Genomic DNA, 18,249 nt, shown 5'->3' with positions numbered 1-18,249 from the left:
TCCCTACCCAGAGCTCACCTCCCCGCACAGCGGCCGCTGGAAGCGCTCGCGCACCAGGTCGTCGCTAAGGCCCTGGCCCAGCAGGAACATCAACTTGGTGACCGCGGCCTCCACGGTCATGTCGTAGGCGCTGAGCATGCCCATGTCCACAAAGGCGCGGCTGGTCTGGTAGCGGCCCTGTTCCACCCGTCCGCCGACGCATTGGGTGGTGTTCACCAGCAGTACACCGCGCTCCGTGGCCTCGCGCAGGGCCTCGAGGAAGGCCTCGTCGGTGGGGCCGTTGCCACTGCCGAAGGTGGTGAGCACCACGGCGCGCAGGTCGGGCGTGGCGAGCGCGTGCCGCACCCAGTCGGGCCGGATGCCGGGGAAAAGCCGCAGCACGCCGACGCGGTCGTCCACGCCGGTGTGTACGGTGAGCGGGCCGGTGCGCAAAGGGAGCACGGCGTTGCGGTCGTAGCGCAGGTGCACGCCGGCCTCGGCCAGGCGCGGGTAGTTGGGGCTGCGGAAGGCCTCGAAGCGCTCGGCATGCACCTTCACCGTGCGGTTGCCGCGGAACAGACTGTACTCGAAGTACACCGCCACCTCGGGCACGATGGGCCGGCCGTTCTCGGCAGCCGCGGCGATCTCGATGGCGGTGATCAGGTTCTCCTTCGCGTCGGTGCGGATGGTGCCGATGGGCAGCTGCGACCCGGTGAGCACCACGGGCTTGCCCAGCCCCTCGAGCAGGAAGCTGAGCGCACTGGCCGTGTACGCCATGGTGTCGCTGCCGTGCAGCACCACGAAGCCATCGTACCGGTCGTAGTGCTCACCGATGATCCGCGCCACGCGCACCCAGTCGGTGGGCCGCATGTCGCTGCTGTCGATGGGCTTCTCGAAGGCCACCGAGCCGAGCTTCACGCCCACGCGCTCCAGCTCGGGCACCTGCTCCTCCAGATGCTCCAGGTCCATGGGGCGCAGGGCGCCGGTGCGCGGGTCGGCCCACATGCCGATGGTGCCTCCGGTGTAGATGATGAGGACGGAACGCTGGGTCATGGGCGAGTGAGATTCAACCACAGATGAACGCAGATGGACACGGATGAATGCAAGGCTGGATGCAAGAAGCCGGGCAGACCATACCCGAACTGTTCGCAGGGTTATCCGTGTTCATCGGTGTCCATCAGTGGTTCAACCCGAACAACCGCATGGCGTTGTCGGTGGTGATGCGCGCGATCTCCTCCACGGAGCGACCGGTGGCCTTGGCCAGTTCGGCGGCCACGAACGGGATGTAGCTGCTCTCGTTGCGCTTGCCGCGGTGGGGCAACGGCGCGAGGTAGGGGGCATCGGTCTCGAGGACGCAGCGCTCCGGTCCCAGCTCGCTCATTACCTGGGCCAGGCCGCTCTTCGGGTAGGTGATCACACCGCCGATGCCGAGCAGGAAGCCGTCCAGCGCCAGGATCCTCCGCCCCTCCTCCACTGTTCCGCCGAAGCAATGGAAGATGCCGCGCAGGTCATCGTTCTTCTCCTCCTCCACGATCGCGATGGTCGCTTCAAAGCTGTTGCGGCAATGGATCACGATGGGCAGGCGCAGCTCCTTCGCCCAGCGGATGTGCTGCCGGAAGACCTCCTGCTGCTGCGCGAGCCAGGTCTTGTCCCAGTAGAGGTCGATGCCGATCTCGCCCACCGCGCAGTAGCGGCCGGTGCGCAGCTCGCGTTCCAGCACGGCCATCACCGCATCGTTGTGCTCGCCCACGGAGCAGGGGTGCAGGCCCATCATGGGGAAGCAGCGCCCGGGATGCGCGGCGGCGAGCGCGTTCATGCCCGTGATGCTGTCCAGGTCGATGTTGGGCAGGAAGAACTTCTCCACACCGGCGGCGATGGCGCGAGCGAGCATTTCCTCGCGGTCGCCGTCGAACTGCCTGCCATAGAGGTGGGCGTGGGTATCGATGAACATCGGGCGAATGTAGAATGCGACAAGCTGCGCATTGGTGCGTTCAGCGTCACGTGTCGTGCGGGTCCCGGTACCTATCGCACGAACGCGCAACTTTACCGCGATGAAGGTCCTCGTCCTCCGCTTCTCCTCGATCGGCGACATCGTGCTCACCAGCCCGGTGCTGCGTTGTGTGAAGCAGCAGGTGCCGGGCGCCGAGGTGCACGTGGCCACCAAGAGCGCCTTCGCCGACCTGTTGCGCTACAACCCGCACGTGAGCCGGGTGCATGAACTGGGCGACGACCTCGGCGCGCTGATCGCGCAGTTGAAGGCCGAGCGCTTCGACCGGGTGATCGACCTGCACCACAACCTGCGCACCGCACGGATCAAGCGCGCGCTCGGCATTCCTGCGCAGAGCTTCCCCAAGCTCAACATTGAGAAGTGGCTGCTCGTGAACTTCGGACACGGACAAGCGCCGGCGAAATGGCGGGTCCTGTCCCGTTTGTGGTGGAGATGGAAGGAAGCTCGACTCTCATCCATGGAGGGCGTCCATATCGTCGATCGCTACATGAGCACGATCGCCCCGCTCGGCGCGAAGAACGACGACTTGGGTCTTGAGCTGCACATCCCCACCGACCGCCGCGTGGCGCTGGACATCCTGCCCGCCAGCCACCGCAACGGATACACCGCCCTGGCCATCGGCGCGGCGCACGCCACCAAACGCCTGCCCCCGCACAAGCTCATCACGCTCGCGAAGGCCATCCCCGGGCCCATGGTGCTCATCGGCTCCGAGGTGGACAGCGCGGTGGCCCGGGCCATCGGTGACGCTGTCGGGGCCCGGGTCTTCGACGCCACCGGCCGCTTCGACCTGCTGGGCAGCGCCTCGCTGATCGGTTCCGCGCACAGCGTGATCACGCACGACAGCGGCGCCATGCACATCGCCTGCGCGCTGGCCAGACCCGTGGTCAGCGTGTGGGGCAGCACCGTGCCCGCCTTCGGCATGGGACCCTATCAACCGACCCTTCCGCAGCAGGCCCACGTGGTGGAAGTGCCGGGCCTCGGCTGCCGGCCGTGCAGCAAGCTGGGCTTCGGCCACTGCCCCAAGGGCCACTTCCACTGCATGGAGAAGCAGGACGTGCAGCGGATCGCGCAACTTGCCGCTCCATGAGCTGGGACATCTACATCCAGGACCTGCCTCCCGTGCGCTCGGCGAACGAGATCCCGGAGCACTTCCGCCCCCGGCCGATCGGCGAGCGGGACCTGCTGGCCGCGCGGATCCGCAAGGTCTTCCCCATGGCCGATGCGCAGGATGGCGACTGGTTCTTCGTGAACGCACCGGGCATGGACCTGAGCCTGCAGCTGCATCTGGAGGATGCCTCGCAGGTGCGCTACATCCTGGTGCATGTGCACGGGGGCCCACAGAGCGCGGCCGGGATCGCCGCCCTGCTGCGCGAGCTCGGCTTGCGCGCACTGGACACTGCCACCGGCGACCTGTTCGACGCCGAGACCTTGGAGGAGGGCCTTTGACCCCGCTTCTACTCGAAGAGCGCCTTCAGTTCGGTGGCCTCCCCCGGCTTCATCTTGCCGCTGAGGATGAGCCGCAATTGCCTGCGGCGCAACGCCCCATCATACCGGTGCTGTTCCTCTTCATTCGTGGGCACCGCTTCGGGCACGTTCACCGGTCGTCCGGCCTGGTCCACCGCCACGAACGTATAGATCGCGCTGTTGCACTTGATCTTCTCGCCGGTCACCTGGTCCTCCACATACACATCGCTCCACACCTCCATGCTGCTGCCGAACGCGCGGCTGACATGGCTGTGGATGGTGACGAAATCGCCCAGCTTGATCGGCTTGTCGAATCCCACATGGTTCACCGCCACCGTCACCGCCACGCGCTTGCAATGCCGGTGCGCACTGATCGCGCAACTGATGTCGAGCCATTGCAGCAAGCGCCCACCGAACAGATTGCCCAGCGTGTTGGTGTCGTTGGGGAGGACCACATGGGTGGTCTGCGCATAGCTGTCAGTGACGGAGCGGGCGACCTTGTTCATGGGCGGTCGTAGAAAAGGACACGTCCGTCGTCGGTGCCGGTGACGAACTGCGCCTCGGTGAACAGGCAGGGCGCCCGGTGGTGCTGGTCCTTGTTCTCGGGGAAGGTCAGCTTCTGCACCACATCGCCCGTGGCATCGCGGAACTCCACTCCGCCCTTCTCCACGGCCTTCGCCGTGATGTCGCCCGAGCGCGCCTCCAGCTGCTGGTAGAACCGGTCGAAGGTGCTGTTCTTCATGTCGAGCCCCATGGCCTTCACCGCGCGCGGATCGGGGATCCAGGTGTGGCCCTGCAGGGTCTTGTCCACCTTGCCGCTCTTCACGTCCCACACCTCGCGCTTGCCGCTGTGGCCGATCAGCACCACGAACTCGCCGTTGGCATTGAACGAAGCGTGGTACACCGCCGTGCTGCCATCCTCCGCATAGGGAAAGGCCTGCACCCGCTTGCCGCTCTCGATGTCCCAAAGCTCGGCGCCCTTGTCGGTGCCCACCAGGATGCGGTCGCCCTTGGGCGCCAGCTCCAGGCAGGTCACCTCGCACTTGGCCAGTTTGAGGGTGCGTGCTGCGGGCTCCTTCGCCACCTGCGCGGACAACGGAAGGATGGCGGCCCACAGAACGGGGATCAACAGGGTGCGCATCAGGCGGGATCGATCAGGTGATGGTGCTGCCGCAGCCAGTCCAGGGCGGTGTCCTTGTCCGGGAACATCTGGATGGGCCGCGTGGGCTTGTGGTGCCGCACGAACACGTTTGCGGCCAGCTGGTGGCTGAAGTCGCGCACGATGATGGCGTCCGCGGCCACGTAGACATTGCTTTCCGGACTGCTGGCGAAGGCGCGTGCCTCGTTGGACATCGTGGTGCCCTCGCCCACGCTCACCAGCAGCAGCACCTTCCGGCCCTTGCGCTCGGCCTCCAAGGCCTCGAACATGCGGCGCACCTCCTCCACCTGCACCGTGCGCCCATCGCGGAAGTGCACGTGCGCCACATCGCCGTCGAGCAGGTCGATGGTGCAGGCTTCAAGCTCCAGGCGGGGCATGGTCCGAGGGCGGGGCGGCAAATGTAGTGCGGTGCCCTGCGGCCCCGACACCCGTCAGTGCACAAGCAACCAGGCGCCCTCGACGGTCCCCTGGTTCAGGGCCGATACGGCCTTCACCGCCGCGGACCGGTCGGCGTAGCTGGCCACCGCCACCCGGTACAACCCGCGATGCACGTCGATGACCCTGGCCTGGAAGCCGCGCCGGGCCATGTCCGCGATGAAGCGGCCCGCATTGTCCTCGATGCTGAAGCAGCCTCCGATCACGTGGTAGCGCGCCTCGGGCATCGCGGGTACGGCCACGTGGGTGGAATCGACGGCCGCCACCGGCGGTTCGCCGAGGTGCACCGGTACGGGGTCATGGCCTTCGCCCAACAGGGGCAGCACCATCACGCCGGACCCTTCGGGCACCGGAACATGGAACACCGTGTCCACAGCCGGGTCGAAGGACGGAACGGCATCGCGCATGACGTAGCGTGCCGGTTCTCCGCTCCAGGGCAACAGGGCGCTCAGCTGCCGTGTGTCCCACGTACGGCGTACGAGAACGCCTGCGCCCAGCAGGAACACCAGGCCCGCCGCGGCGGCGGCGGCCCAGATCAGGGGCCGGCGACCGTCGTCGGGCACCGCCTCCACCCGGGGTAGCTGATGCACCACGGCAGAGGCGATCGTGGTCTGCTTGCGCGGCACGGGAACAGCCGCCACCGGCCGCAGGCCGTAGGCATCGCGCAGGTAGTTCACCCGGCGGTCGGGATCGAACTGCAGGTTGCCCTCCGCGTCGGTGAAGAAGGTGCCGATGCGCGGCAGTTCGAGGCGTCGGTCCAGAGCGATCCGTTCGTGCCAGCCGCCGACCTCCTGGGCGATCCGGCCCGATGCCTCATCGAAGCCCGCCCCGGTGCGACGCGCCAGCTGGTCGGCCAGCAGCCCGTCGTTCCGCACCAGGTGCCGGTTGAAGCTGAGCTCGCGCGCCGGCGGATGCACCAGATCGTGCACCTCGTCCAACCGGGCCGGCCGGTAGTGGGCCAGAAAGCCGCCGAAGCGCGGCACGATCACGCAGTCGTGATGGTGCAGCAGGTCGTGGATGTCGCGCTCGATGGCCATCGGGGCCGGCCAAATTACAATGCCGCCGCACGCCGCCTGGCCTCGGCGAGGTCGGCCTCGGTGTCCACACAGAAACTGTCGTGCTCCGTCAGGGCCACCGTGACGCGGAAACCGTTCTCCAGCCAGCGTAGCTGCTCGAGCCGTTCGGCCTGCTCCAGCAGGCTGGGCGGCAACGCCACCAGCTGCTCCAGCACCTCGCTGCGGTAACCATAGACGCCCACGTGCTTCAGGAAGGGAAAGGCCCTGTGCCGCGGTCCTGCCGTGCCTTCGCGCAGGAACGGGATCGACGCGCGGCTGAAATACAGGGCGTTCAGGTCCTTGTCCACCACCAGGTGGGCCTCTCCGGGGTCGTCCAGTTCACGGTCATCGGTCACCGCTTTGGCCAGGGTGGCCACTTGCACGCCGGGCCGAAGGAGCGTGGCGCACACCAGGTCCAGCTGGGCCGGGTCCAGGAAGGGCTCATCGCCTTGGATGTTCACCACCGCGTCGTAGCGGTCGCGGCCCAAGCGTTCCAGGGCCTCGTAGCAGCGGTCCGTGCCGCTGGGATGGTCCGGGGAGGTCATCACCACCTCGGCATCGAGGCCCCGCACGTGCCCGGCCACGCGCTCGTCGTCGGTGGCCACCACGACCGCGGCCAACCCGGGGCACCGCCGGGCCTGTTCGATCACGCGGGCGACCATGCTGCGGCCGCCGATGTCGAGGAGCACCTTGCCGGGCAGCCGGCTGCTGCCGAACCGCGCGGGGATCACGCCCAGGATGCGCACGGCCTAGATGCTGCGGCTGAACTGCAACTGGAAGGTGCGCGGCGCCTCCACGCTCAGCGGGCGGATGGCGTAGGTGAGGTTGGTGAGGTTGTTCACCACCATGGAGACCCGGTTGTTCTCGCCCACCCGGACCCCCACGCGGGCGTCGAGAACGGTGTCGCCGCTCCGGCGCGTGGCCATCCACTCACCCACCCCGGTGCGCAGGGCGGTGAGCTCCACGGCGCTCTCGTCCAGGTCCACGAACACCTTGTCGATGTTGCGCACATGGCTGTTGTAGCGCACGCTGAAGCCGGCGCTGAGGCGGCGCCACTCGGCCTGCACATCGGCACGGACCAGGTGCTCCACCCGGAACTTCAGCAGGTCGGCGCTGGCGTCGTAGCTGGTGTTGCTGTAGGTGGAAGGCGGGTAGCCCTGGATCACGGGCTGTGCGTACACCTCGTCCGGGGTGGTGGTAATGGGCTGGGACCACGTGTATCCGGCCAGCACCATCAGCTCCACGGCGCCGACCTTGCCCTTGCCGGCCAACTCCATCTCCACGCCGCTCACCCGCGCGTTGCCGGTGTTCACCGACTTGAAGCCCAGGCCGGCGAAGTTGGTGAAGGTGGGCACCGCCCACTGTCCGAAGGTGAACTCGATGTAGCGGCTGTACTCCTGCTGGAAATACACCGCGTCGAAATAGCCGGTGAAGCCGCCGATGCGGAAGCCCTGCTTGATGCCGGCCTCGGCGTTCCAGCTCTCCTCGGGCTCCAGCTCCGGATTGGGGTAGATGTTGAGCTGGCCCACGTTGGTTCGGATGAACCGCTCGCCGATGGTGGGGAAGCGGAAGCCCTGGCCATAGCTCGCCCGAACGAAGGTGCCCTTCAACACGCGGAAGGTGCCGCCCGCACGGAACACCGGCACGGCCTGCTGGTCCTCGTTCACCGCGAAGCTCTCGTAACGCACCCCGGCGCTCAGCGCCAGACGCTCCTTGATCAGCTTCTTGTCCACCTGCAGGTAGGCGGCCGTGTTGGTGGCCGTGTTCTCCGTATCGCCGTCGGGGCTGCCGCTGTACAGCAGGGCCACCGAACGGGTGCGCTGGGCCACGATACCGCCCGTGAGCACCGTCTCGCCCCAGATGTCCAGCCGTTGCTGAGCCTGGTACTCCCCGTAAAGGAAGTGGCTGGCGTTGCTCTGGTTGCCGCTGTTGTCGAACTTCTGGTTGAAGTAGCGGCCCCGCAGGCTGTGGCGCGTCTGCTTGTCGCTCAAGTAGTTCACGTAGGGGTCCACGTAGTACTGCATCCCCTGCGTGTTGGTCACCGTGCCGTTCTCCGCGCGGTAGATGTTGTCGCCGGCATCATCCCAGATGAACACGCTGGTGTTGTCCGCCCGAATGGCGTTGGCGTTGATGCCGTAGTTGAGCCCCTTCACCTTCTTGTGCCGGTAGCGCACCCCGCCGTTCACCCGCACGCGGTGGTCGTAGCCCGCCGGGGTGCTGTATTTCGGGTCGTCGCGGTTCAGCGTGTCCTTGCCCACCGATTCGGGGCCCAGGAAGCCCTCGTCCCACACCAAGTTGCCGCCGAGCACCACGTCCCACTGGCCGAAGCGCTGGCTGTGGAAAAAGTTGGTTCCGCCGAGGAAGGCGTTGCGGTCGGTCCGCGGGCGGGCCGCTTTGTTCCGAGGGGTGTCGTACATGCCGGCGAACACGTTCACGCGGGTCATGGGCTCCTCGCGCGGGTAGGCGGTGCGCACGTTGATGACCCCGCTCAGTGCCGCGCTGCCGTACAGCACGCTGCTGGCGCCCTTGATCACCTCGATCTGCTCCACGTTCTCGGTGGGCACGATGCTCCAGGAGGTGCGGCCGATGTCGCCGCTCAGCACGGGCAGATCGTCCACCAGCACCATCACGCGGCTGCCGGCCCCGTAACTGAAGCCACTGCCGGCACGGATCTGTGGGTCCTCGTCGATGATCACCACACCGGGCACCTGTCCCAGCACCTCGTTCACGTTGGTGATGTTCTTGTTCTGGATCACCTCGGGCCGCAGCACGCTCAGGCTCTGGCTCACCTCCCCCACGCGTTGCTCGAACTTGCCCGCGGTCACCACCACCATGTCCAACTGCGTCGCCGAGGCGCGCATGGCCAGGTCCAGTCGGGTCTCCTGCCCCCCCACGAGGACCACCGTGCGGGTCTCGTTGGCATAGCCGAGCAGGGAGAAGGTGATGGCGCGCTCCCCGGCGTCGAGCGCGAGGCGATAGTCGCCGTTGGCGTCGGTGGCAGTGCCCTTCCCGGGCCCGGCCAGGACGTTCACACCGATCAGGCCGATGCCTGAAGCGGTGTCGGTGATGCGGCCCTGCAGGACGGCCTGCTGTTGGGCCTGCGTGCCGGCCCCGATCAGCAGGGCAAGGCAGGCGAAGCGGTTCCTCATGGGTCTGGTGGCGGGTCGAAAGTAGCCAAACCCGCCGGCGTGCCCTTGTGGCCGGCCCACCGCTCCTCCACGATCGGGTGTGCGGTTATCTTGGGCGGGACCACCATGACGCGAAGCCCGTCAGCCGTTCCCGTGGACGACCGCACCTGGGTGTACCGCATCGCCCTGGCCATGCTCAAGGGCATCGGTCCGGTGAACGCGCGCAACCTGGTGGCCTATTGCGGAGGGGTGGATGCCCTGTTCACCGACCCCAAGGTGCGGCGTTCCCTGGAGAAGGTCCCCGGGATCGGGCCCAAGCTGGCCGCCAGCGTCACGGACCGCCGGGTGATCCCCGCCGCCGAACGGGAACTGGCCTACGTGCGCAAGCACGGGCTGCGGCCCCTCTTCTACCTGGACGCCGACTATCCGCGCCGGCTGGCCCAGGCCGAGGACGCCCCCGTGCTGCTCTACGTACGCGGGCCGGCCGACCTCGACGCCCAGCGCGTGGTGAGCATCGTGGGCACCCGCACCCCCACCGAGCACGGCAAGCGGTTCTGCGCCGAGCTGGTCGAAGGCCTTCGCGCCGTGAACGCCATCATCGTCAGCGGCCTGGCCTATGGCATCGACATCGTGGCCCACCGCACCGCCCTCAAGCAGGGCCTGCCCACCGTGGCCTGCGTGGCGCATGGCCTGGACAAGTTGTACCCCGCCGAACATGCCGCCACGGCCCGGGAGCTCGCCGAACACGGCGCAGTGGTGAGCGAGCTGCCCAGCGGTTCGCCCTTCGCACCCGGCAACTTCCCCGCCCGCAACCGCATCATCGCCGGCCTCGGCGATTGCACCGTGGTGGTGGAGAGCGGGCCCAAAGGGGGCAGCCTCATCACCGCCGACATCGCCGACAGCTACGACCGCGAGGTGATGGCGGTGCCCGGCAGGCCCGGCGATCCACGCAGCGAGGGTTGCAACCGGCTCATCCAACAGCACAAGGCCGCCCTGATCACCAGCGCCGCCGACCTGCTCACGCGCATGGAGTGGAACATCAAGGCTCCGCGGCGCAAGGCTCCCGTGCAACAGCCCCTCTTCGCCGACCTGGGACCCGAGGAACAACTGCTGGTGGATGTGCTGCGGGCCGGTGGCCGCGTGGGCATCGACGACCTGTGCCTGCGCAGCCGGTTGCACCCCGGAAAAGCGGCCACCCTGCTGCTGAACCTGGAGTTCAGCGGCGTGGTGCGCAGCCTTCCCGGCAAGGTCTACGAACTGCACTAGGCCCTCCTTGCGGGAGCGCCCCCCCCATCTACCTTTGCCGCGCTTTTCCCCACCGGGAGCATAACCCAACAACCCGCCGCGCCCCTTCCGGCAGGCGGAACAAACCAAACCAGCGCTAAGGCGCACGACGAATGGCAAAGTCGAACAAGGCCGTGGATGCCTTCATGGCCGAGGTGAAGAAGCGCAACGGCAACGAGCCGGAGTTCCTCCAGGCCGTGCACGAAGTGGCCGAGATGGTGATCCCCTTCATCGAGGCGAACCCCAAGTACAAGGGCAAGATGCTCCTGGAGCGCATGGTGGAGCCGGAGCGCACCATCATGTTCCGCGTACCCTGGGTGGACGACAAGGGCAACATCCAGGTGAACCGCGGCTTCCGCATCGAGTTCAACAGCGCCATCGGCCCCTACAAGGGCGGCCTGCGCTTCCACCCCAGCGTGAACCTCAGCATCCTGAAGTTCCTGGGCTTCGAGCAGACCTTCAAGAACAGCCTCACCACCCTGCCCATGGGCGGCGGCAAGGGCGGCAGCGATTTCGACCCGAAAGGCAAGAGCGACGGCGAAGTGATGCGCTTCTGCCAGAGCTTCATGACCGAGCTGTGGCGCCACGTGGGCCAGTTCACGGACGTGCCCGCCGGCGACATCGGCGTGGGCGGTCGCGAGATCGGCTTCATGTACGGCCAGGACAAGCGCCTGCGCAACGAGTTCACCGGCGTGTTCACCGGCAAGGGCATCACCTGGGGCGGCTCGCTGATCCGTCCGGAAGCCACCGGCTACGGCTGCGTGTACTTCGCGGAAGAGATGATGAAGCACAACAAGACCGGCTTCAAGGGCAAGACCGTGGCCGTGAGCGGCAGCGGCAACGTGGCCCAGTACGCCATTGAGAAGGCCACGCAGCTCGGCGGCAAGGTGGTGACCGCCAGCGACAGCGATGGCAGCATCTACGACCCCGCCGGCATCAACGCCGAGAAGCTCGCGTTCCTCATGGAACTGAAGAACGTGAAGCGCGGCCGCATCGAGGAGTACGCCAAGAAGTTCAAGGGCGTCACCTACAAAAAGGGTGCGCGCGTGTGGGACGTGGTGGCCAAGTGCGATGTGGCCCTGCCCTGCGCCACGCAGAACGAGCTCGACGGCAAGAACGCCAAGGACCTTGTGAAGAAGGGCGTGAAGTACGTGGCCGAGGGCGCGAACATGCCCACGACCCCGGAAGGCATCGCCGTGTTCCAGGCTGCGAACGTGGCCTTCGCGCCCGGCAAGGCCAGCAACGCCGGTGGCGTGGCCACCAGCGGCCTGGAGATGAGCCAGAACAGCCTGCGCCTGAGCTGGACCCGCGAAGAGGTGGACCAGCGCCTGCACACCATCATGAAGAACATCCACGCCGCCTGCGTGAAGCACGGCAAAGAGGGCAAGGGCATCAACTACGTGAAGGGCGCCAACATCGCCGGCTTCGTGAAGGTCGCCGACGCCATGCTCGACCAGGGCGTGGTGTAAGCACCGACCGATCGTCCATGGGAAGCCCCGGCCACTGGTCGGGGCTTCTTCGTTCCAGGCCGACACGTTTTACTTTGCTCCTGCGCACATGACCCCTGAAGAACTACAGACGCTACTTGACGAACTCATCGCTGGATGGGAAAGCGAGGTCGTGGAGTTCAAGGAGGAGAATGAGGGGTACTCCACGAAGGAGATCGGGAAGTACTTCAGTGCCCTGAGCAATGAGGCCAACCTTCGCTCAAAGCAACGAGCATGGCTTGTTCTGGGTGTGAAGAACAAGACCAGGACGATCGTTGGAACCAATTATCGGGAAGAGGTCCCACGGCTCCAAGAGCTCAAACTGGACATCTCCAACGGAACAAGCCCAAGGATCAGCTTTCGCGAGATCCATGTGCTCCACACCCCGCAAGGTCGAGTGGTACTGTTCGAGATACCTGCAGCGCCACAGGGAATGCCCATCGCATGGAACGGCTATTGCCACGCACGGGAGAACACCAGTCTTGTCGGCCTAAGCGATTCGAAACGTGACGAGATCCGGGGGCAGACCGGTTCCTCGGATTGGAGCGCGGCGATCATACAGTATGCCGGCATAACAGATCTCGCCGACGAGGCTATCCAACTGGCCCGTGAGAAGTTCGCCGATCGCGCGCCGCGTATCGACCGTGATACCATCATGGACTGGTCTACTTCGCACTTTCTTGATCAGGCGATGGTCACCATTGATGGCCGTATCACCCGCACCGCGCTGCTCCTGCTTGGTAAACCTACGTCCGCGCATTACTTAAGTCCGGCACCCGCCGAACTCACCTGGAAGTTGGAAGGTCCTGAAAGGGATTACGAACACTTCGGTCCGCCATTCCTGCTCACTACCTCCTTGCTCTACCAGCGCATCCGCAACCTCACGCTCAAATTCCTGCCCGTGGATCAGTTGATCCCCAAGGAAATGCGCAAGTATGACCAGGGCATCGTACTAGAGGCGCTGCACAACTGCATCGCTCACCAGGACTACACCCGACAGGAGCGTGTGCTGGTCACTGAGCATGTGGATGAACTGGTATTCCGAAGTGCCGGCCAATTCTATGATGGCAAGCCAGAGGACTACCTGCTGACGAGCCGTACACCCGGCAAGTACCGGAACACTTTTCTGACCAGGGCCATGTCTCACTTGGGCATGGTGGACCGCATGGGCTTCGGCATCCGCGAAGTGATGTTCCGCGGGCAGGCACGGGCCTACAAACCTTTGCCCTTCTATGAGACCGATAGCGGTGACCATGTGGTCCTGCACCTGCCCGGCCGCATCATCGACGAGAACTACAGCCGGTTACTGCTCACACTGCCTGAGCTGGATCTCGCCGACATCATCGCGTTGGACCGTATCCAGAAAAGACTGCCGGTACCGAACCAGGTGGTGAGAGCCTTGCGTGAGCGAGGCTGGGTGGAAGGGCGCAAGCCAAACATCCACATCTCTGCGGCGATCGCTGCCACCACAGGACAAAAGGTCCAGTACATCAAGACCCGGAAACAGGACGATGAGCACTACAAGAAGCTGGTGACCGACTACCTTGAGGAGTGGGTCGAAGCCAAGCCGCACGAGATCCGCGAGCTCCTCCTTTCCAAGCTCTCTGATGGCCTTTCGGACAACCAGAAACGGAACAAGGTCCGCAACCTCCTGACGGCCATGCGCAAGGAGGGCCGGATCGTCGCCATCGGCGTTAAACGCAATGCGCGCTGGCGCCTTCCCTCTGGCTACGGTCCGGCACCAGCCAGACCCTAAGCCAATGAGCGCTGGTCCTGCAACCATGCAATGGCCTGAGCATCAAGGCCCCTTTCTCTGGCTGAGCGTTCGCCCGCCACTTAGCTTAGTCAAACACCTCCCATCTATTCGGTTCAAGCCTCGGGCAAATGCTTTGACTAAGGACCTGCAAGCAAGCGCTCCAAAGTCAACGGCTCAAGCATGTCGCCACGCACAATTACCTGTGTGTCAGGATATTGCGTTTGACTAGTTCATTGATCGAAATCGAGCATGAGGTCAACCCGAACCGCTCGCACGCATGGCTTGAAGCACGAGCAAGCAAGCGGACCGCTGCCTCCTCAAGGCCAACATCGCCGGCTTCGTGAAGGTCGCCGACGCCATGCTCGACCAGGGCGTGGTGTAAGCACCGACCGATCGTCCATGGGAAGCCCCGGCCACTGGTCGGGGCTTCTTCGTTCCCGATCACCCCGCCCCGCACCGGGATCCCCATCCTACCCGACTTCCGTCATCCCCGCAATGCAGCGATCGCCACACCTTCGCTCCATGATCCTTCCCCGCTTCCGTAGCCTGCTTCCCCACTGCTTCATCCTGGCCTTGGGTACCTGGCCCCTCGCACCCGCCCTGGATGCGCAGGTGCAGCCAGTGACCCCTCCGCTCAGCTCCACCCTGCCCCTGTGGGCGCAGCTGATGTATGCCCCGAACCCCGACCCCGGTGCCGTGGCCGCCGCGTATGAAGCGTACTACGCCGCACATCCCTTCGAGAAGAACGCCCACACGCAGTTCTACAAGCGCTGGAAACGCGAGCTGGGCCATGCGCTGCTGCCCATCGATCCCACGCAGCGCGCCACCTACGCCCAGGACCTGCACCGCTACCTGGACGCCACGGACGCATTGCGCAGCGGCCGCGCCGCCAATTGGAGCTGCATCGGACCCTTCGACTGGGACCACGGCGCGGCCGCCAAGAGCTATGCCTGCGGTGCGGCGCACGTGTACACCGTGGAGCGAAGCGCGATGAACAGTGATCTGCTCTACGCTGGCACCGCCAATGCCGGCGTGTGGAAGACCACCGACAAGGGCCTCACCTGGACCAACGCCACCAAAGGCCTCATGATCGGCACCGTGCTCAGTGTGGAGCTGGACCACACCGCCCAGAACACCGCCTACTTCGGTGCCGAAGGCGACCTGTGGAAGACCACGGACGGCGGCGCCAACTGGGCCACCATCGGCGATGCCACGTTCCAGGCCGCCACGCACAGCATCCGCGACCTCGTGCTGCACCCCACCAACAACCAGGTCCTCTTCGTGTGCAGCGACCAGGGCCTGTACCGCAGCATCAACGCCGGCGCGAACTTCACCCAGGTGCAGAACGGGTCGTGGCAGGAGCTGGAACTGAAGCCCGGAGACCCCAACACCGTGTACGCCATCAAGCAGACGGTCAACCGCACGGAGTTCTGGCGCAGCACCAACAACGGCGTGTCCTTCACCCCCGTGGGCACCGGTTGGCCCGCCCCGGCGAGCCCCGATGAACAGGAACGCACCGAGATCGCGGTGAGCGCCGCCGCACCCAACACGGTGTACGCGCTGTGCACCGGCGTGGCCGACGGCGGGAGCGGGCTCTACGGCATCTACAAGAGCACGGACAGCGGAAGCACGTGGACCTTCCAGTGCTGCGGCACCGGGCCCGGCGGTGCGCCCGCGCCCACCAACCTCAACCTCATGGGCTGGGACGATGCCGGCCAGGATGATGGCGGCCAGTACTACTACGACCTTGCCCTGGATGTGGACCCCGCCAACGCGAACACGCTTCAGGTGGGGGCCGTGAACCGCTGGGTGAGCGCGGATGGTGGCGTCAGCTTCACCTGCCCGGCCAAGTGGAGCCACAGCAACAAGGTCGATTATGTGCACGCCGACATCCACGACGTGCGCTACTACGGGACTGAGCTATGGGTGGCCTGCGACGGCGGCATCTTCTTCAGCAGCGACGGTGGTGCCACCTTCACCCGCCGCATGAACGGCATCGCCGGCACCGACTTCTGGGGCTTCGGGCAGGGCGGGTGGACCGGCGCGCAGGTGATGCTCGGCGGCACCTACCACAACGGCACCCTGCTGAAGGACAACGCCGTCTACCAGGGCGGCTGGGTGAGCACCGATGGCGGCGACAACTACCGCGGCTTCGTGCATCCGCAGTACGACCGCCGCGCCCTGAGCGACTACGGCTACAAGGTGCTCAGCGGGGACCGCACTGTGAACAACACCAACGGCTCCTGGGCGCGCGAACCCAACGCGAGCTACATCGTGGGCGAGAACAGCGAGGTGGTCTGGCACCCCAACCTGGTGAACGCCGCCTTCGTGGGCGAAGGCAACAGCCTTTGGCGTACGGATGACAACGGCGCCTCCTTCGCACAAGTGCATGACTTCGGCGAGAAGGTCACGAGCATCGAGGTGGCCTTCAGCGACCCCCACACCATCTATGTGTGCACCTACCCGGGCTGGTGGGACGTGAAAAAGGTGTGGCGCAGCACGGACGGCGGGGCGACCTGGAGCGACATCACGCCAGCGAGCGCGCAGTTGAACGGCAACACCTGGGTGCCCTACGACATCACCGTGAGCGGTACGGACCCCCAGACCCTCTGGCTGCTGCGCACCTCGCAGTACGGCAACTATCCCGACCTCAACGGCTTCGTCGTGTTCCGCTCCACCAATGGGGGCACCACGTGGACCAACATCACCGACGCCAACCTGAACGGGGAATGGCCCACCAACATCGTCCATCAACTGGGCACCAACGGTGGCCTCTATATCGGTACACGACGTGCGGTCTACCTGCGAAGTGATGCGGCGCCGGCCTGGACCTTGTGGAACGCCGGGCTTCCCTCCAAGATCTTCAGCACCCGGCTGCTGATCAACTACCGCGAAGGCAAGGTGCGCAACGGCACGGACCGCAGTGTATGGGAAAGCTCCTTGGAGTTCGCGGGGCAGCCCCTGGCCAACTTCAGCGCGGACAAGCGCACGGTGAGCTGCCTCGCCCCCAACGTCCAGTTCTGGGACAACAGCGCGCTCCACGGCACCAACGCCACCTGGAGCTGGAGCTTCCCCGGGGGGTCGCCCACGAGCAGCACCTCACGCGCTCCGCTCGTGTCCTATACCGCTGCGGGCTCCTACGACGTCACCCTGACGGTGACGGACGCGAACGGCAGCAGCACGCGCACCATCCCGGGCTTCATCACCGTGCCCACCGGTGGCGCTGCGACCCCGGTGACCGCCGATGCCGAGGACCAATTGGTGACCCCTGAGGGATGGTCGCTAGAGAACCCCGATGGACTGGCCACATGGACCAACCAGGCCCTTTCTGTGGGTGCCGATGGCAACGCCACCCGCGCCTGGCGGATGGACTACTACTACTACAACGCACCCGGCCAGCAGGACCGGTTGGTGAGCCCTGTCCTTTCCCTGGCGGGCAGCGCCGGCACGCGACTGCAGTTCCACCATGCTTACAAGCCCTATGGCGCCAGCTATACCGACGGGCTGCGCGTGGAGATCAGCACGAACTGCGGACAGAACTGGACGACGCTCTATTTCGAAGAGGCCCTGGCCCTGGGCACCACCACCACCGGCAGCAGCCCCTGGGCCCCCACCGCCGCCAACCAGTGGGAGCTGCACGACATCGACCTGAGCGCCTACGACGGACAGCAGGTGGTGTTGCGCTTCACCGGGGTGAACGACTACGGCGATCGTCTCTACCTGGACAACATCGCGGTGCTCAACGGCGGCCTGCGCCTGGCCGTGAAGCTGATGCTCGAAGGCCCCTACGACCCGAACACCGGCCGCATGCGCGACCAGCTCCGCAGCGCCGGGCTCATCCCCGCCACGGAGCCGTATACCGCACTGGGCTTCACGCAGGCCGCGGACGGTGGTGGTGAGGCCCTGCAGGCCGGCATCACGGGCGTCACCGGCGACCAGGCCATCGTGGACTGGGTGCTGCTGGAGCTGCGCAGCGCGGTGAGCCCCGCGAGCATCGTGGCCACCCGGGCGGCCCTGGTGCAACGCGACGGCGATGTGGTGGCCGAGGACGGGGTCTCACCGGTGGCCTTGTTGGCCCCGCCCGGCAGCTACCACGTGGCCGTGCGCCACCGCAACCACCTCGGCGTCATGACCGCCGGCACCCTGGCCCTCACCTCGACGACCACCGCGCTGGACCTCACCACAGGCGGCACCGCCACCTGGGGGACGGATGCGCGCAAGCCGGTGAACGGGGTGCAGGTGCTGTGGACCGGGAACGTGAAGCCGGACGCCACCCTGCGTTACGCCGGCGCCAACAACGACCGCGACCCCATCCTGGTGGCCGTGGGCGGCAGCGTACCCACGGCCACGCTGGTCGGCTACCGCATCGAGGACACGAACCTGGACGGCGTGGTGAAGTACGCCGGCAGCGCCAACGACCGCGACATGGTGCTGGTGAACATCGGCGGCACCGTGCCCACGGCCACGCGGGCCCAGCAGCTACCGTAGCAGAGA

At 66.1% G+C, this 18,249-nt stretch carries 14 protein-coding genes; 6 read left to right on the top strand and 8 right to left on the bottom strand.

Annotated features, from left to right (window positions below):
- Positions 1-3 precede the first annotated feature (3 nt).
- Positions 4-1,032: a type I asparaginase gene (locus tag IPJ87_16190; protein ID MBK7943388.1), complete on the bottom strand. Its 1,029-nt coding sequence runs from the start codon at positions 1,030-1,032 to the stop codon at positions 4-6.
- 124 nt (positions 1,033-1,156) lie between these two features.
- Positions 1,157-1,930, bottom strand: coding sequence for a TatD family hydrolase (locus IPJ87_16185; GenBank protein ID MBK7943387.1), 774 nt, complete (start codon positions 1,928-1,930; stop codon positions 1,157-1,159).
- 100 nt (positions 1,931-2,030) lie between these two features.
- Between IPJ87_16185 and IPJ87_16180 the strand changes: the two genes are divergently transcribed.
- Positions 2,031-3,074 (top strand): glycosyltransferase family 9 protein, encoded by a 1,044-nt coding sequence (locus tag IPJ87_16180; GenBank protein MBK7943386.1) that lies wholly within the window; start codon positions 2,031-2,033, stop codon positions 3,072-3,074.
- Positions 3,071-3,433 carry a hypothetical protein gene (locus IPJ87_16175; protein MBK7943385.1) on the top strand — a complete coding sequence of 121 codons (363 nt, stop codon included), beginning with the start codon at positions 3,071-3,073 and terminating at the stop codon, positions 3,431-3,433. Before IPJ87_16180 ends, IPJ87_16175 begins: the two co-directional genes overlap by 4 nt.
- An 8-nt stretch (positions 3,434-3,441) precedes the next feature.
- Here IPJ87_16175 and IPJ87_16170 read toward each other — a convergent pair whose 3' ends face one another.
- Genes IPJ87_16170 through IPJ87_16145 form a run of 6 tightly spaced genes read right to left on the bottom strand, consistent with a single transcriptional unit; the run spans position 3,442 to position 9,249 of the window.
- Positions 3,442-3,957: an acyl-CoA thioesterase gene (locus IPJ87_16170; protein ID MBK7943384.1), complete on the bottom strand. Its 516-nt coding sequence runs from the start codon at positions 3,955-3,957 to the stop codon at positions 3,442-3,444.
- Positions 3,954-4,592: a hypothetical protein gene (locus IPJ87_16165; protein ID MBK7943383.1), complete on the bottom strand. Its 639-nt coding sequence runs from the start codon at positions 4,590-4,592 to the stop codon at positions 3,954-3,956. Before IPJ87_16165 ends, IPJ87_16170 begins: the two co-directional genes overlap by 4 nt.
- Complete coding sequence (locus IPJ87_16160) at positions 4,592-4,987, bottom strand: hypothetical protein (GenBank protein ID MBK7943382.1); 396 nt, start codon at positions 4,985-4,987, stop codon at positions 4,592-4,594. Before IPJ87_16160 ends, IPJ87_16165 begins: the two co-directional genes overlap by 1 nt.
- Positions 4,988-5,041: 54 nt before the next feature.
- Positions 5,042-6,082 (bottom strand): SPOR domain-containing protein, encoded by a 1,041-nt coding sequence (locus IPJ87_16155; GenBank protein ID MBK7943381.1) that lies wholly within the window; start codon positions 6,080-6,082, stop codon positions 5,042-5,044.
- Positions 6,083-6,096: 14 nt separating this feature from the next.
- Positions 6,097-6,846 (bottom strand): 3-deoxy-manno-octulosonate cytidylyltransferase, encoded by a 750-nt coding sequence (gene kdsB, locus IPJ87_16150; GenBank protein ID MBK7943380.1) that lies wholly within the window; start codon positions 6,844-6,846, stop codon positions 6,097-6,099.
- 3 nt (positions 6,847-6,849) lie between these two features.
- Complete coding sequence (locus IPJ87_16145; protein MBK7943379.1) at positions 6,850-9,249, bottom strand: TonB-dependent receptor; 2,400 nt, start codon at positions 9,247-9,249, stop codon at positions 6,850-6,852.
- 105 nt (positions 9,250-9,354) lie between these two features.
- Between IPJ87_16145 and dprA the strand changes: the two genes are divergently transcribed.
- The 4 genes from dprA to IPJ87_16125 all read left to right on the top strand — a co-directional run bounded on the left by dprA (position 9,355) and on the right by IPJ87_16125 (position 18,243).
- Positions 9,355-10,494 (top strand): DNA-protecting protein DprA, encoded by a 1,140-nt coding sequence (dprA, locus tag IPJ87_16140; GenBank protein MBK7943378.1) that lies wholly within the window; start codon positions 9,355-9,357, stop codon positions 10,492-10,494.
- A 131-nt stretch (positions 10,495-10,625) separates the two neighbouring features.
- Positions 10,626-11,981, top strand: a complete 1,356-nt coding sequence (gene gdhA, locus IPJ87_16135; protein ID MBK7943377.1) for an NADP-specific glutamate dehydrogenase — start codon at positions 10,626-10,628, stop codon at positions 11,979-11,981.
- An 88-nt stretch (positions 11,982-12,069) separates the two neighbouring features.
- Positions 12,070-13,755, top strand: coding sequence for a putative DNA binding domain-containing protein (locus IPJ87_16130; GenBank protein ID MBK7943376.1), 1,686 nt, complete (start codon positions 12,070-12,072; stop codon positions 13,753-13,755).
- Between the two features lie 522 nt (positions 13,756-14,277).
- Positions 14,278-18,243: a PKD domain-containing protein gene (locus IPJ87_16125; GenBank protein ID MBK7943375.1), complete on the top strand. Its 3,966-nt coding sequence runs from the start codon at positions 14,278-14,280 to the stop codon at positions 18,241-18,243.
- The last annotated feature ends 6 nt before the right edge of the window (positions 18,244-18,249 follow it).

It is taken from the genome of Flavobacteriales bacterium, assembly GCA_016713875.1.
GTDB lineage: Bacteria > Bacteroidota > Bacteroidia > Flavobacteriales_F > PHOS-HE28 > PHOS-HE28.
The sequence above is the reverse complement of the archived record's forward strand: the minus strand, read 5'-3'. Positions and strand labels throughout refer to the sequence as shown.